This window comes from Aliivibrio friggae (assembly GCF_057368515.1).
Window position 1 is genome coordinate 560,611 of sequence record NZ_CM170649.1, and the last position, 13,498, is coordinate 574,108.

13 protein-coding genes are annotated in these 13,498 nt (G+C 37.4%); 6 read left to right on the plus strand and 7 right to left on the minus strand.

The features are described from left to right. The first annotated feature begins 48 nt into the window (after positions 1-48). From AC2INI_RS15960 to AC2INI_RS15975, 4 genes are read left to right on the plus strand one after another with little or no spacing between them, the layout of a single operon-like run. A complete protein-coding gene (locus AC2INI_RS15960; RefSeq protein ID WP_486306388.1) occupies positions 49-1,320 on the plus strand; it encodes a zinc-binding dehydrogenase in 1,272 nt (423 codons plus the stop codon). Positions 1,321-1,378: 58 nt separating this feature from the next. Continuing rightward, positions 1,379-1,897, plus strand: a complete 519-nt coding sequence (locus AC2INI_RS15965; RefSeq protein WP_122032428.1) for an MltR family transcriptional regulator — start codon at positions 1,379-1,381, stop codon at positions 1,895-1,897. A gap of 9 nt (positions 1,898-1,906) precedes the next feature. After that, complete coding sequence (locus AC2INI_RS15970) at positions 1,907-2,641, plus strand: nucleoside/nucleotide kinase family protein (RefSeq protein ID WP_122032429.1); 735 nt, start codon at positions 1,907-1,909, stop codon at positions 2,639-2,641. Between the two features lie 9 nt (positions 2,642-2,650). Further along, positions 2,651-3,397 (plus strand): phosphatase, encoded by a 747-nt coding sequence (locus AC2INI_RS15975; RefSeq protein ID WP_122032430.1) that lies wholly within the window; start codon positions 2,651-2,653, stop codon positions 3,395-3,397. An 88-nt stretch (positions 3,398-3,485) separates the two neighbouring features. Here AC2INI_RS15975 and AC2INI_RS15980 read toward each other — a convergent pair whose 3' ends face one another. From AC2INI_RS15980 to AC2INI_RS16000, 5 genes are all read right to left on the minus strand, one after another. After that, positions 3,486-4,694: an MFS transporter gene (locus AC2INI_RS15980; protein ID WP_122032431.1), complete on the minus strand. Its 1,209-nt coding sequence runs from the start codon at positions 4,692-4,694 to the stop codon at positions 3,486-3,488. Positions 4,695-4,703: 9 nt separating this feature from the next. After that, positions 4,704-4,886, minus strand: a complete 183-nt coding sequence (locus AC2INI_RS15985) for a hypothetical protein (RefSeq protein WP_060991969.1) — start codon at positions 4,884-4,886, stop codon at positions 4,704-4,706. 131 nt (positions 4,887-5,017) lie between these two features. Beyond that, positions 5,018-5,482 (minus strand): hypothetical protein, encoded by a 465-nt coding sequence (locus AC2INI_RS15990; protein ID WP_122032433.1) that lies wholly within the window; start codon positions 5,480-5,482, stop codon positions 5,018-5,020. A 118-nt stretch (positions 5,483-5,600) separates the two neighbouring features. After that, positions 5,601-7,721, minus strand: a complete 2,121-nt coding sequence (locus AC2INI_RS15995; RefSeq protein WP_486306389.1) for a diguanylate cyclase — start codon at positions 7,719-7,721, stop codon at positions 5,601-5,603. A 101-nt stretch (positions 7,722-7,822) separates the two neighbouring features. Next, positions 7,823-8,359 (minus strand): DUF924 family protein, encoded by a 537-nt coding sequence (locus tag AC2INI_RS16000; RefSeq protein ID WP_486306390.1) that lies wholly within the window; start codon positions 8,357-8,359, stop codon positions 7,823-7,825. Positions 8,360-8,474: 115 nt separating this feature from the next. Here AC2INI_RS16000 and AC2INI_RS16005 point away from each other — a divergent pair, with 115 nt between their 5' ends. Together AC2INI_RS16005 and AC2INI_RS16010 are read left to right on the plus strand one after the other, a co-directional pair. Next, the gene (locus AC2INI_RS16005; protein WP_486306391.1) at positions 8,475-9,008 is read left to right on the plus strand and encodes a heme NO-binding domain-containing protein; all 534 of its coding nucleotides are present in this window, start codon (positions 8,475-8,477) and stop codon (positions 9,006-9,008) included. Positions 9,009-9,027: 19 nt separating this feature from the next. Then, complete coding sequence (locus tag AC2INI_RS16010) at positions 9,028-10,761, plus strand: ATP-binding protein (RefSeq protein ID WP_486306392.1); 1,734 nt, start codon at positions 9,028-9,030, stop codon at positions 10,759-10,761. A 60-nt stretch (positions 10,762-10,821) separates the two neighbouring features. Here the strand turns inward: AC2INI_RS16010 and AC2INI_RS16015 are convergent, their stop codons facing one another. Together AC2INI_RS16015 and AC2INI_RS16020 are read right to left on the minus strand one after the other, a co-directional pair. After that, the gene (locus AC2INI_RS16015; protein WP_486306393.1) at positions 10,822-12,297 is read right to left on the minus strand and encodes a peptide MFS transporter; all 1,476 of its coding nucleotides are present in this window, start codon (positions 12,295-12,297) and stop codon (positions 10,822-10,824) included. Between the two features lie 264 nt (positions 12,298-12,561). After that, a complete protein-coding gene (locus AC2INI_RS16020; RefSeq protein WP_486306394.1) occupies positions 12,562-13,482 on the minus strand; it encodes a M14 family metallopeptidase in 921 nt (306 codons plus the stop codon). Between the last annotated feature and the right edge of the window lie 16 nt (positions 13,483-13,498).

The following is a 13,498-nucleotide window of genomic DNA, read 5'->3' on the forward strand; positions in this document are numbered from 1 at the left end:
ATATTTATTTCTGGGGGATCGTATATCCCCCAAGTAGGAGAAAAAATTATGGTACAAACAACAGCTGCGGTTATTTGTGGTGAGAAAGACATCCAATTAAGAACATTTGAATTACCGTCAATTTCTGCCGACGAATTACTGGTAAAAAATATTTCAAACAGCGTATGTTTATCAACATATAAAGCGGCATTACTTGGTAGTCAACATAAGCGAGTACCAGAAAATATTGATGAAGTTCCTGTTATCACAGGTCATGAATATGCAGGAATAATTGTTGAAGTTGGTGAAAATTTAAGAGATCAATTTAAAGCGGGTGATTCTTTTGTACTTCAACCAGCAATGGGTTTACCAACAGGTTATTCTGCGGGTTATAGTTATGAAACTTTTGGTGGAAATGCAACGTATTCTATCATTCCTAAAATTGCTATCGATTTAGGCTGCGTATTGCCTTATGACGGTTCATATTACGCCGATGCTTCTTTGGCTGAGCCAATGTCATGCATTATTGGTGCTTTCCACGCAAGTTATCACACCACGCAGTTTGTGTATGAGCATCATATGGGTATCAAGGAAGGGGGAACGCTGGCGTTACTTGCTTGTGCGGGGCCTATGGGGATAGGTGCGATTGATTATGCGATTAATGGGTCAGTAAAACCAAGACGAATTGTGGTTACGGATATTGATGAAGATCGCTTATCCCGTGCTGAAAGTTTGATCCCTGTTAGTGCAGCAAAAGCACAAGGTATTGAACTGGTTTATGTCAACACGATAGAGATGGAAGATCCGGTTACTTATCTTAAATCCCTGAACGATGATCAAGGGTATGATGATGTAATGGTATATGCTGCGGTTGCACAAGTGTTAGAGCAAGCCGATGCCCTTTTAGGTAACGATGGTTGTTTAAATTTCTTTGCAGGACCTACGGATAAAGAGTTTAAAGTGCCATTTAATTTCTATAACGTGCACTATGAATCAACGCATATTGTGGGAACATCAGGCGGTTCTACAGGTGATATGGTGGAGTCTTTAGAATTATCAGCTAAAGGTAATATTAACCCTTCGTTCATGATTACTCATGTTGGAGGCTTACAAGCTGCGCCCCATACCATTTTAAATCAGTTGGATATTCCAGGAGGTAAAAAGCTGATTTATCCACATATTGATTTACCACTAACAGCCATTGATAATTTTGCTTCACTTGCAGATCAAGACTCATTTTTTGCTGAGTTGGATGTGATTTTAGCGAAGAATAATTATGTGTGGAATCAACATGCAGAAAAAGCATTACTAGAATTCTACGACGTGAGCTTAAGCGTTTAATTCTATTAACTTTATGTGGTAGCCTCTAGGGGTTACCACATACAGAGAGGTTTAAGCCTTGTCACAAAAAGTTGAATTGTTAGAAGCGCTAGATGATTGTGAGGATGCGACCTCTTTTCTTGTGCTGTCTAATCAATTAGTTAATCTCAAATTAAAAGCATTACTCCCTAAAGTCTTTGTTCAAGATGAATTGGTTAGGGAGCATGCGGTCGAGCCACTTTTAAAAGAAGATGGTCCGCTTGTGACAACTGATGTGGTATCTAAATTAGTCTTGGCGATGGGAAAAATCTCAATACAAACTTATGCAGACATAGGCTTGTATGCACAAGTTTTAGAGTATGCACAGAGTCAGCCTAATCACGTATCATTTGGTGATGATATGATTTATGACTTCATTAGTAATCAAGCGGTATTATCAACACAGCAAGACAGCTTTTATCTTGAGTCAATCAATCAGTTAAAGTTTTCTTCTTTTGAAGTCTTTTCTCAAATGAGATATGAATCTCTAATAAAAACCGTTCTCAAGCTTTCTTGTGAAATGTTATTAGAAAAAATTGAAGAGGAAATCACTCAATAAGGTTTCGTAATGAAAGTGAATTTAAACGTTAGTGGTTTTGATACAAAAGCATTTTTCCCAGATAAAGACATTACTAAGATTCATAAACCGTTAGTCGAAAAATTTACCCGTTTGTACCAAGAGCAAGAAGAGCGAGTCATTATTTTTCTCTGTGCGCCTCCGGGTAGTGGTAAGTCAACGTTAGCCGCATTTTGGGAGCACTTATCTCATCAACTTCCAAATGTAGAACCATTACAAGTGTTGCCTTTTGATGGCTTTCATTACACCAATGAAATCTTAGAAAGCAATACCGCACAACGAAATGGTGAAACGGTTTCATTAAGAAGTATTAAAGGTGGATTTGAAACCTTTAACTTAACCGACTTGATCAGTAAGTTGAAAAGGTTAAAAACTCAATCGCCAAAGTGGCCATATTATGATCGTAACTTGCATGATCCGGTTGATGATGCGATTCAAGTTGAACAGAATATTGTGGTGGTAGAGGGCAATTGGTTATTGCTCAATGAGCCAGTTTGGTGTGATTTACATAAGCTTGCTGACTTTACTGTGTTTATTGATACTGATCCGAATTTCTTAAAGGACAGGTTAGTTAATCGCAAAATACGAGGTGGAGTATCAGAAGAAGAGGCTTTAGCTTTTTACGAGGATTCAGACGCGGTAAATGTAGAGAAAGTATTAACGCATTCAGTTAAAGCGAATTTAAATTTGTATATGCATCAAAATGGATCGTTTGAAATTCAGTAGGAGAGCATCATGAATATCGTTGTAGACACTCATACCCATACTCTTGCGAGTGGTCATGCTTATAGTACGATCATTGAAAATGCACACTCTGCGCAGAACAAGGGGCTAAAACTTCTTTGCACCACTGATCATGCTCCAGAAATGCCGGGTGCCCCCCATTACTGGTATTTCAATAATCAGAGAATTTTGCCCCGCTTTCTTCATCACGTCGGTATTCTTCGTGGTGTTGAGGCGAATATATTAAATGTGAAAGGTGAAATAGACCTCCCACTCTCGTCAGATCAACACCTCGATTGGGTTATTGCTAGCTTTCATGAGCCTGTATTTGCTCCAGCGAGTGAAGCTGAACATACGGCTGCTTTGATTAATGTGATTAAAAGTGGGCGTATTGATGTGCTTGGTCATACAGGAAACCCTAATTATCCATTTGATATTGAACGAGTGCTACAGTGTGCAAAAGAGTATAATGTTGCGATAGAGGTAAATAATACGTCGCTAACAGGGAAAAGCCGTAAAGGAAGTGATGTTCGTTGCGATAAAATTGTAGAAATAGGCAAAGAGATTGGTGTGTATTTTACAACAGGCTCTGATGCTCATTTTTGTGAGGAAATAGCACGGTTAGATCTTGCGATAACATTGCTCGAAAAATACGAGATTACGGAAGACAAAATCATTACAACGTCGACGCCTCGCTTTCTTAACTTTCTTTTATTAAGAGGAAAGTCAGCGATTCCAGAGTTTGAAAGCCTGTATTAATAGATAAGTCTAACAGGCAACAAAAAGCCGATACATATACCCACATGGGTAGTATCGGCTTTATTGTTAGTGTTGTCTAAAAACGTATTTATGCGGTTTGTAATTTCAGCCTTTGTATTGGCTTATCATTAATTGGTAAGTGAATTAATGCTGCACAGAAAGCAAGAACAACCGTAGACCACCAAATTGGTTCGTATGAGCCATAGTAATCATAAATACGACCGCCAGCCCAAGCGCCTAAAAAGCTACCAACCTGATGAGTAAAGAAAACTAAACCATACAGAGTTGATAAATAACGAGCGCCGAAGATCTGACGAACCAAACCAGAGGTTAATGGCACTGTCCCTAACCAACAGAAACCAATTGCACCACCAAAAATAGCCGCTGTGTGTTCAGTAACTGGTAGCGTTACAAATGCACCAATCACAATAGTACGAACAAAATACAGTGCAGACATTACGTGTCGCTTACTGTACTTATCGCCCATCACACCCCAGAAGTATGAACCGAAGATATTAAAAATACCGACATAAGCCAATGCCATTGCCGCACTTGAAGCAGGGAGATCTTTATCGGCTAAGTAACTAGGTAGATGCGTAGCAATGAACATCACGTGAAAACCACATACAAAAAAGCCTGCGTGGATTAACCAGTAACTTTTGTTAGCAAATGCTTCTTTTAGCGCTTCAGTTAATGTTTGTGTATTTTCTTCTTCTGTTTGTTTTTCTGATGGATTTGCTGTTTTCATAAACAGAGCAAAGGTAATAATAAGCGTACATAGCATAGCGAATATTTGTAATGCAAACTGCCAGTTAAAATTATGCATTAAGGTTTGAGCGCCAGGAATGACCGCAAACATACCAAAAGAGCCAGCAGCCGTTGTTAAACCAAACGCTTTTGCTGCGTGTTCAGCAGGAACGACTTTAGCGACGGCCCCTAAAATAATTACATAACTGGTGGCACTTAAACCAAAGCCAACTAGTGCGCCAAGAGATAAATACAACATGCTTGGCTCAGTCGCTACCGATGTGAGAGCAAGCCCTAAAGCATAAGCGACAGCGCCTAACATGATAATGCGCTTAGAGCCCCACTTATCTGATGCCATGCCAACAAATGGCTGGAAAATACCAAATAATAGGTTTTGTAGTGCAATAGCAAAGCTAAAAAATTCACGTCCAGTTTGGAAATGGTCTGAAATTGGCATCATAAAAATGCCGAATGATTGTCTGATCCCTAGACTGATAATTAAAATCCCGATCCCAAGCCATACTAGTGGTGGAAAGCGAAAAATACTCATAATGTGCTCTTAATGGTGGTGATGAGAATGGTGGTGGTTATCGTCTTGACCTGTTTGCTGATGACACCCACTATTTACTGCTTGTTGAGCTAATAAATTCAACAAAGCAGGTGAGTTATGAACGGCAATAAGGGATAAAACTAATAACACACTCATTCTGACCAATTGAGCGAAAATGGATTGTGAAAACATGCTGCGCTCTTAGGGTTAAAAATAAGAGCGCGCATAGTAGGGAAAGGGGGACTATGAAGCAAATGACTATTTTTCAGTGAGTCTATGATTTTTATGCATATATTGATTTAGATTAAGAATAAATAACGTTGTTAGTCTGTAATTTCACCAACAATGACATCTTCAACTTTGCTATTTAAAAATAGATTACGTTTAATTATAGGATCGACAGCGGCTAGTGCAGCAGAAGAGCCTGCCCAATGGTCAGTATGAGCAGCAAGTTCAACATAAGCAACGTTGTTTTTAATTCTAAAGTGGGTGACTTGACCTGCACTTTTATAGTTCGGTAGTAAGATTTCTTTTGCACTTCGTTCAGCAAGTTCTTTAAAAGAGGTTTTATGGATACACTGGCTCACAAATGTCATTGAGTTAAGTGGGCTCTCTCCTCCTATTTGAGAAAATTCAGCCATAGCATGACGGTAATCTGGAATATCCTTTGGCAATGATAATAAGAATTCATTATTACTACACTGGACTGTATTTTGCTCTACATTACTATCTAATTGGCAACCACCAAGAAGAGTCAGTAATGAAAATAATGGAAGTACTGGCTTCATAAAAAGAGGCTCTATCTATCGTTACTATTATTAATAATTATGAAGACTAGTGTATAACGTAGAAGACAAATATGGTGTCTTTATTTTGATAAATGTTGAAACAGAAGTATTTATCATATTAGATCAATAAGTAATTATTACGTCCCGCTTTTTTTACTTTATAGAGCTGTTTATCGGCAATCTGGCTAAGTTGGCTAAAGCTTTCAATTGATGAGGCTTGGTTTAATTGTGCATTAATACCGCCAATCGATAAACTTAAGCGATCAGAATAGCGTGACTTTGGGTTCTGTACATTAGCTTGATGTAAAGAATCTCGTAAGCTGCGTATTTTTGTTTCTACTGCATCTGAGGTCTGATCGAAAGAGATGATCAAAAACTCATCACCCCCATAACGGAATAAATAATCATTACTGTCGCTGAATGCATTTTTCATTAATTGACTGATAACTTTAAGGATATTATCACCTGCAATATGACCATACGTATCGTTATAGGTTTTATAGTCATCTAAATCCAACATCAAAACAGCAATATTGGTGTTTTCTTTTAGTGCTTGTTCGACTAATTTTGGTGTAATTTTATCTAGTTGATAACGGTTGTATAATCCCGTTAATGGCTCCGTTTTAGAGAGTTGTTCTAATGTTTTATTGGCATCTTCTAACCGTTGTCTTTGTTTTTGATTTTCTAATGATACCGCGATAAAACTGGCTAAATGTTCTATCAGATGACGATGGTGTTCATGGTATTGATTCGCATTATGATGTTGAACGGATAATAAGCCAAGTACGTCATCTTTTAAAATAATAGGCGTCAGAATAATAGAATGCACCGCAGGGCTATTTTTACGCACAACCATGTCATTTTTTTTACGCTGCTCGTTATCAACAAAGGGAGCGAGAGCATCATCTGTCACGGTATTTAGATGTACCGTAGCACGATTTTTAATAACGTAAGTACCAACGGTTTTATGCTGTTGACAGTTAATTGTTAGAAGAGGTACTAAGCCATTTGTATCAACAAAATAGCGATAATCAAGATCATGAGTTTCTTTATCATATAAGGCAATACCGAACTCGAAAGTTGGTAAGATAGTGTTTATTTTAGCCAATATTTCTGTAAGTGATGCAGTTAAATCTGGTGTTGTTGCTATATATTGACCAATTTCGGTAATCGCTCCCATGTGCTCTTGCATGTCGCTTAATACTTGCTGTTGCTGGTTGTCTTCAATCACATCTACATTTTTTATGAGCGCTTTATTTTGCTGTTGTTTTAATGCGTCTAATGTCTTTTCTGCTTTTTGGATATGCAGTTTTTGATGGGCAATTAATTGAGGCCACTGTTGTTGTTTTTCAATCAGGTTTGCTTGCACATTGGCATATACACTATAAAACCCATAATTATTAGCGGATTGTAGTTTCTTTTCTATTTGTTTACACAGTAATAAAGCATCATCGTTATGGTTAATGCTTTCTAAGTATTGAGCGAAAAAGATACAGTTTTCTAATTGGTTATGCTTATCGTGAATATCAGTGTAGAGAGCTTCTGCTTTTTTAAAATACTCAATGACAAGCTCTTGTGAGGCATTAGGTTGTTTAGCCAATATCTGAGCTAAATAACCATAAGAAAGAGCCATAATACGACTAGAATGGTTCTTTTTGGCGATATTTTTTGCTCTATGGATAATGCTTATGGCTTTTTTAAACTGCGATAAGTGCCCGTAGGCATAACCAATATTAAGTAGTGAGATGGCTTTGTTCTGTAAATTATTTGAATTTTTAGCCGCAGTGACACCTTGTTTTGCATACTCAATAGCTTGTTCATATTGATCTAAACATAAATACATATCGCTGATATTACAGTAAATCAGAGAACGAATATTATCATCAAGTAGATGTATGTTTTCTAAAACTTCTTTATACAGAATATAAGCGGTTGTGTAGTTTTCAGCGTCAATATAAATGGATGCTAATAATGCATTTATATAAATACGAAGTGGCAGTTCATCATCAATTAAAGATGATAAACAGAGGTTATAAGCAACAACTGCCGATTTAAGTTTATCTTCTCGATCAAATGTATAGGCGTTGAGAAAGAGTTCAATAGATTTAGGGCAAGGGTAATTACTTTCTTGGCAGATAAGATCCACCTTGGACTTAATCTGTTCCAGTCCATCTAACCCTGGGTAGTTTTGAACCCTAGTAACGATTCCCATTAATTGAGAATAAACCTTATCACTCATGCTGCATCCTCAGATATTGATGCCGTATCTTAGCGGTATCAATATCTGATATCAAACAGTATCGCTATCTGTTTGTTAGTTTAATGGGAGATAATTCTATTTTAAAAAGAAGATCCTGGTTGAGTTAAAAATTCAATCTCTTCAGGTGTACTTTCTCTATTTAAAATGGTATTTCGGTGTGGATAACGACCAAACTTATCAATGATGATTTTATGTTTTACTTCAAATTCGTAGTTGCCTTCGCGGCCTAATGATTTAAATAATGTTAGGGCTTCTTCATGAATTAGCGGAGATTCACTGTGCATAAAAGGCATATATAGAAAGCTACGTTGCTCTTCTGATAAAGATTGGTCAGCCTTAAGTGAGATGGCTTCTTGGGCCAGAGCTAAAGCAAGGGTATCTTGTGCAAAGGCTTTTGGGGTGTTGCGATAGACGTTACGAGAGAATTGGTCTAATACAATAATTTCAGCTAAACGTCCCAATGGCTCTGCACGCCATGTAAATAGCTCTGCTTGTGAGGCTTGTTCAAGTACTGAAAGAAAGCGAAGTTTTATGTTGTTATCAACGTCATCACTACTGACAAACCAATCTTTAGGCTCTAATTCTTCAAACCAAAATTTAATTATTTCTTGATACATATAGACTTCCTTCATATTTTTATTCATCCGAGTATAGATGATAAAGATAAAACCTACCTTATCTAGTTATTACTTCCTACACTTAGAGAGATGTTATCGAGAAATAGGATGAAATATGAAAGGGATTATTTTTTCAGAGTTTTTAGAGTTAGTTGAAGATACTTTTGGTTTAGAAGTTTGTCAGAAAATGCTGGACGATAGTAATGATGAAGGTGCTTATACCTCTGTGGGCACTTATGATCATAAAGACTTAGTGAAGCTGATTATCTCGTTAAGTAAATTAACGAATATCAGCATTGAAGATTTACAACAGGTGTATGGAAAATCTGTCTTTCTTACTCTCTACAAAAGTATGCCAAGTTTAGAAGGAAAATCGTCGAATACCTTTGATTTTATTAAGCAGGTAGAAAGTTATATTCATCTTGAAGTTAAAAAATTGTATGCAGAAGCTAGCCCTCCAGAGTTTATTTTTATTTCGAATACTGAATCTGAAATGGTGATGGACTATATTTCGGCACGTTGTTTTTCTAATGTTTGTTTTGGCCTAATCCAAGGGTGCGCAGAGTACTTCAATGAAAATATAGATATTCAAATGCAGGCGATACAACAAGATGGTTCTCAAGTTCGTTTTACTTTATTGAAAGTATAATTTCATTAAGGGGATAAAGATGGATAGCGAGAAAATGATTGAGCTACTGAATAAAAAAATTCAGCGAGAGAAACAAGCTCGAAAAGCAGCTGAAACATTACTTGAAAAGAAAAGTAATGAGTTATATTACGCCAAGAAATTGGTAGAAGAAAGCTTGCTGATAGTTCAAAAACAGTCTGAAAATGATGTCGCTTTATTGAAGTTTAAAAATGATCTTGATGCTATATTGCTAGAGTATAGCCAACGATTATTGCAAGAGAAATTAGTCAAAGGGCTGTTAACTAAACTCCTCGAAGACTTGCTTAATCTTGAGTTAATACAAGCTATCCACCTTTCTTCAAATGTCGCTACACAAGAGCAAGATATTCGTGTTTTTAGATTAGATAATGGCATGTTATTTAGTGATTTATCTCTCTCTGAACACTCTCTTAATTGGAACTCAGATCATACTCAATTAGTTGTTTTTCTTCATCAAGAGGATCTGCGCTGTGGTTCCTTACATTTTATTTTCACTCGAATTCCTAACTCTACTTGGTATGACATGATTGAAAAGCAATTTAGTTTATTTTCTGAGATGATCAGTTCTGCTTTTGAAAGACAGAAACTATTGGAAGATACGCTGAAAGAGAAACAAAGAGCGGAAAAATCAGAACGAGCAACTCGTGATTTTGTTGCTATGATCAATCATGAATTACGAACGCCTCTCAATGGATTATTAGGCTCTGCTGAGTTGATGGAAGATACAGTCATTACGTCATATCAACAAACCTTGCTCAACACCATACATCAGTCAGGGGAGATGCTTCGGGTTATTATTAATGACTTACTTGATTTCAGTAAAATGAGTGCAGGAATGCTAGACCTTAAAGTGGATAGCTTTGAACCTAATCGATTAATATCGACCGTTCAGCAAATTTTTACGCAACAAATTGAAGAAAAAAGATTGGCTTTTGACGTTAATGTGACAGATAACATACCCGATTTATTGCAAGGTGATGTAGATAGAATTCAACAAATTATCGTCAATTTAATTGGTAACTCAATTAAGTTTACTAAAGAAGGCACGATAGTATTCTCAGTATCTTGGATTGATAAAAATCTACAAATAATCGTTTCAGATACTGGGTGTGGCATTCCTAAAGATAAGCAAGCAAGTTTATTTGATCCTTTTACACAGGTAGATAATTCGAGCCAGAGACAGTTTGAAGGTACTGGTCTTGGTTTATCTATTTGTCAGTTTTTGGTTTCAGTTATGCATGGGGAGATTTCTCTCTCAAGCCAAGAGGGTATAGGTTCTAGTTTTACCGTTTTAATTCCACTCAAGGAACCTTCAATTCAGCAAGGTGATAATGATAATGAGGTGGACTTTCCTTTTCCGGTTGAACAATTGTCTATTTTGGCGGTAGAAGATATTAAGATGAATCAAATAATCTTAAAAATGATGCTAGCTAAAATAGGGGTTATTCCAGAATTTGCAGATAATGGTCTACAGGCAATTGATTTTCTTAGTGAAAATGAAGTTGATATCATCCTTATGGATTGCAGAATGCCGATCATGGATGGGTTTGAAGCAACAAAAGAGCTTAGAAAATCCGGTTATCGTAAACCGATTATTGCATTGACCGCTGGGACTACGACAATGGAAGTTGAACAATGTATTACTGTTGGAATGGATGATATTTTGAATAAGCCCTATAAGTCGGAAGAGCTTCAAAGGATGTTGCAGCGATGGGGGCATAATTGTCAAACTTAAAAAGCCTTACTTTATCGATAAATAAAGTAAGGCTTTGATCTTAAAATTATAATTTCTTGGTTATGCTTCTTGTTCTTTTAGAGCCGCAGCCTCAGCATGCTTGCTACTTTCAAGCATCTTACGAATAATGAATGAAGCAATAAAAGCAACAGCAACCATAACAACAGCAAGTACAGTCAGTAGTTGGAAGTAATCGCCATAAACCGTTTGTACGAACTCTTGAGTGATGACTTGGCCTTTCTCTTGAGCGATTGAGGTTGAGAATACCGCACCAACAATACCACTTAATGCCATCGCAACAGAGAACAGACTTACTGAGAAGCCTTCAATATGTTTTGGAGCCACAGATAAGATGAATGCAACGACCAAGCTACCTACAATAACTTCTGCAAATGCTTGGAAGAAGTGAATAAGTAGGAATACTTCTGGACGAATGATTACATTTTCACCAACACTCATCACTGCCATGGTTAAAATACCAAATGCAATAGCTGTTAGGATAAAGGCAAAGCCAATCTTCGTTGCTGTTGAAAAGTGAATATCACGTTTCTCAAGAGCAGAGAATATCATTGCAATTACAGGGCCTGCGATAATACACCATAATGGATTCATCGCCATTGATGCTTCTGGTGCGATAGGGATAAGATTGAATAGATCACCACGCATAGTATTGATAGTTACCATGGTCATTGAGGTCATCATTTGGCCGTAATACACAAAGAAAGCAGTGGTCAATGCCGTTACGATAAGGATCGTTCCCATTTTCAGTGCATCTGATTTCTCAGATTTAACCATTAGAAGTATGAAATAACCAATCGCTGCAAGGCCAATCGCATAAACAATGTTCTGACCGATATCCATGTTTGAGAACATGAAGAATACAAGTCCAATCATGGCGGCAGAGGTGACTAGAAATGCAATCCAGTTTTTAGTGCTTACTGGTTTCTGATCAATATCTGCACCAACTGTTAATAATGATTTACGGAAAATCACTAATGTTGCTAATGCAAAGAAGGCAAGGATTGCAGATAACATAAAGCTTCCGTGGAATCCTAACACAAGAACAAACATAGGGAATAAGTATTGCCCTAATAATGCACCAACGTTGTTAACAGAGTAGTTTACAGGGTAACAGTTTTCAAAATGTTCTTGAGTATCAAAGGTTCGCTTGTAAAGGCTTGGGTAAGAAGGTGACATTAAGCCACGTCCATAACTTGCTAATGCGATACCACATAATGCCATTGGAACATTGGCGGTGTATGAGCCTAGAACAAGTAAAGCGTAACCCACAGAGAAACCAAGATAACTAATGGTTAATGAACGGTAAGCGCCTAAAAATTTATCGGCAATAAAACCACCAGCAATAGCAAATAGAGGGCCAATTGATGAAAAGGCCCCGACTACCATCATGGTATCAGCTTCGCTGTAGTTAAGTTCTTCAAGGAAAAATCGAGTTAATATAACCATTACGCCATAAAATGATAAGCCAAACATCATTTGGCAAAACATCATGGACTTATTTAGTTTGTTCCACATAAGGGTTCTCTTTTAGATAATTACTCTAGGTATTTTACCATTAAAAGAATGTAACAAAGTACGGATTTATCAAGGAGGCATTGTGGAAATATTGTAACCAAGGGTATGTTTTAGCAGTATATTTTATTGGTTATTAATAATTCTATATATTACACTTTTGGTGGTTAGAAAGTGTTCAATATGTTGATAGGAAATAGATGAATCATTCAAAGTGTAAACTTTTTGACTAGAATCATCTATTTCGCAAATAGAACGGAGTGTGTATTATTTTTGAGCTAATAAGTACTCTACACCACCAACAATGGCAGCAACTTGAGCATCGTTACACTCTTGCGCAGTGACTTTATCGCTATCAGGGTAGACTTCAGTTGTTGATACAAAATCAGCATCGGTTAGACCTGCACATAGGCCTAGTTTTTTAGTCGGATATTCAATAACACCTTCTTGCACGACATCAGATCCAATAATTTGGTTATTTGCATCAGGTGGGGCAATGTGCGTAACAGTACGAACTGAATCAATGATTGCTGTTTGAAATGCCGTAGCTGGCTTTTCGGTATCGCCCACAGTATAGAAGCCATCAGGAATATAACCTTCGATGTATTCTAAGCCATCGCGTGCGGCTAACGCAGGACGAAATTCTGTCTCATCACTGTCTGTCGTTTCATGCAGATCGATATGAGCAAAAATAGGTGTTTCAAGTGATGCTACTAATGCCATTAATCCTGCCGACTCTTCAGCAGGGCTATCTGCATAAAAAGAACGGTTTGGATCGGTCGCTGTTGGGTTCCAGCGATTAATCACTTCATAACCCCACGGGCTAACACAAGGGGCAACAACAATATTAAACCATTGGCTATAGTGCTCAGCTTTTGTGTCTACAAATTGCAATGCACCGTGAACGCCTGAAGTTTCATAGCCATGAACACCACCACTGATTAGTAGTGTCGGTTTGGCATTATCCCATTGGCGAGTTTTAATACACAATAATGGAAAGCGCGTTTCGTCATACGATAGCGCACCATATTGAGAGACATCGAAGCGATCAGAAAGCGCATGAATTTTAGTTGCTACTTCTTCTTGGTAAGAGCGCTTTACTGTTATGCTTGCAAGCCAAGCCGCTTTTTCTGCTTCGCCCCAAGGTTGGCCTTTTGTTCCAATTGGGTAGCTGTAATCGTCTTTCATGATACTTCCTTATTAA

Excerpts from the sequence above, each read along its gene's own strand:
- AC2INI_RS15960 (WP_486306388.1), top strand. The coding sequence starts at position 49 with ATGGTACAAACAACAGCTGCGGTTATTTGTGGTGAGAAAGACATCCAA.
- AC2INI_RS15970 (WP_122032429.1), top strand. The coding sequence starts at position 1,907 with ATGAAAGTGAATTTAAACGTTAGTGGTTTTGATACAAAAGCATTTTTC.
- AC2INI_RS15975 (WP_122032430.1), top strand. The coding sequence starts at position 2,651 with ATGAATATCGTTGTAGACACTCATACCCATACTCTTGCGAGTGGTCAT.
- AC2INI_RS15980 (WP_122032431.1), bottom strand. The coding sequence starts at position 4,694 with ATGAGTATTTTTCGCTTTCCACCACTAGTATGGCTTGGGATCGGGATT.
- AC2INI_RS15985 (WP_060991969.1), bottom strand. The coding sequence starts at position 4,886 with ATGTTTTCACAATCCATTTTCGCTCAATTGGTCAGAATGAGTGTGTTA.
- AC2INI_RS15990 (WP_122032433.1), bottom strand. The coding sequence starts at position 5,482 with ATGAAGCCAGTACTTCCATTATTTTCATTACTGACTCTTCTTGGTGGT.
- AC2INI_RS15995 (WP_486306389.1), bottom strand. The coding sequence starts at position 7,721 with ATGAGTGATAAGGTTTATTCTCAATTAATGGGAATCGTTACTAGGGTT.
- AC2INI_RS16000 (WP_486306390.1), bottom strand. The coding sequence starts at position 8,359 with ATGTATCAAGAAATAATTAAATTTTGGTTTGAAGAATTAGAGCCTAAA.
- AC2INI_RS16005 (WP_486306391.1), top strand. The coding sequence starts at position 8,475 with ATGAAAGGGATTATTTTTTCAGAGTTTTTAGAGTTAGTTGAAGATACT.
- AC2INI_RS16010 (WP_486306392.1), top strand. The coding sequence starts at position 9,028 with ATGGATAGCGAGAAAATGATTGAGCTACTGAATAAAAAAATTCAGCGA.
- AC2INI_RS16015 (WP_486306393.1), bottom strand. The coding sequence starts at position 12,297 with ATGTGGAACAAACTAAATAAGTCCATGATGTTTTGCCAAATGATGTTT.
- AC2INI_RS16020 (WP_486306394.1), bottom strand. The coding sequence starts at position 13,482 with ATGAAAGACGATTACAGCTACCCAATTGGAACAAAAGGCCAACCTTGG.